This window comes from Inquilinus limosus MP06, assembly GCF_000767795.1.
In the GTDB taxonomy this organism is placed as follows: domain Bacteria; phylum Pseudomonadota; class Alphaproteobacteria; order DSM-16000; family Inquilinaceae; genus Inquilinus; species Inquilinus limosus_E.
Map to the genome: position 1 here is coordinate 1 of NZ_JANX01000987.1, position 1,280 is coordinate 1,280.

At 70.1% G+C, this 1,280-nt stretch carries 1 protein-coding gene; it reads right to left on the bottom strand.

The window, feature by feature from the left end; all coding sequences use genetic code 11:
* A partial coding sequence (locus P409_RS41360; RefSeq protein ID WP_202964909.1) for a polysaccharide pyruvyl transferase family protein occupies positions 1 to 1,199 on the bottom strand: 1,199 nt, incomplete at its 3' end.
* Positions 1,200 to 1,280 lie beyond the last annotated feature (81 nt).

Sequence of the window (1,280 nt, forward strand, 5' to 3'; positions counted from 1 at the left end):
GGGGCGCCGGAGGCGGAGGCGGCTGCGGCGGGCTTGGCGGCGGGAGTCGAGGGAACGGTCATGGCGGAGACTACCTTGAGGGCCGGGGCGGGCTTGGCGGCGGCGACGGCGACGGCCGGTGCCTCCGCCTTGGCCCCGCCGGCCCGCGCCAGGGCGACCCGCTTGCGGTCCTCCCGGCGCAGCTCCTCCACGGAATGCTGCAGAACCAGCCCGGTCAGCACCGGGTGGTCCCACACGGTCTTGCCGGCCGGCGCCGCCAGCGGCTTGGCCTCGAGCGGGAAGGCGTTGATCAGCGCGTCCTCGTCGATCGACACCGGCTCCCAGACGTCATCGATGGTCTCGATCACGTCCTGCCAGTCGGTGGCGAGATTGCGCGGCTGGCCGTAGCTCCAGATCTTCGGCTTGCCGATGCCGGTGTAGAGATCGACGATCCGCAGGTCGGTCGTGCCGTTCGGGTCGAGATCGGTCTGCACCAGCCCGGCCTCGTTGCCCTGCGGCGAGAAGTACAGGCAGGGGATGCCGTAGCTCTCGGCGATCACCATGCCGTGCAGGCTGGTCGAGACGATGCGCCGGCAGGCCAGGATCTCGTCGACCTTGTCCTTGAGGCCGCCGATGCCGATCGGCGTCACGGTGCTGATCAGATGCACCTTGCCGGCGAGCTCGGCCGGCACTTCGAAGCGCTTGTAGTCGGCGCGCGGATTGGCCTGGGCGAAGGACCGGTCCGCCAGCTCCGACAGATGCAGGATGACGCCGACATCCCACTTCTTCTCGACCTTCGGCTTGTAGAAGCGCGGCAGCAGCCAGACCGGGTCGCCATAGACGCCGCCCTTGGCCTTGCCGCCGAGCAGCCTGGCCGAGACCGGGCCGCGGCTGGCCGGGACGTGGAAGGTGGAGTCCGGCGGCACGGTGAAGGGCAGCCGCTCCGGCACCGGCGCCGACGGATTCTTCCAGCCGGAGCAGCCGGTGCCCCAGAACCAGACCTCACCGCCCTCGAAGCCATGGCCGATCGTGCCGACCGCGCCCATGCGGACGGATTTCGACTTGGTCGGGACGCGGGCGACATCCAGCCCGGACAGCAGCGCCACCATGACGGGACTGAGCGCGTCGCCGAAGTTCAGATAGTCCATCTCCAGGGTCGAGCCGGCCCAGGAGAGCGGGATCTGTCCCGCGTCGCGCGTGGCCCGCAACAAGCTGTTCATCATGCGCCTCGTCCACTTCGATAAGGTCGGTTTCGGGTCGCCGGGCCGGGCCGCCGCATTCAGGCCCGGTTCGTCAGGGGC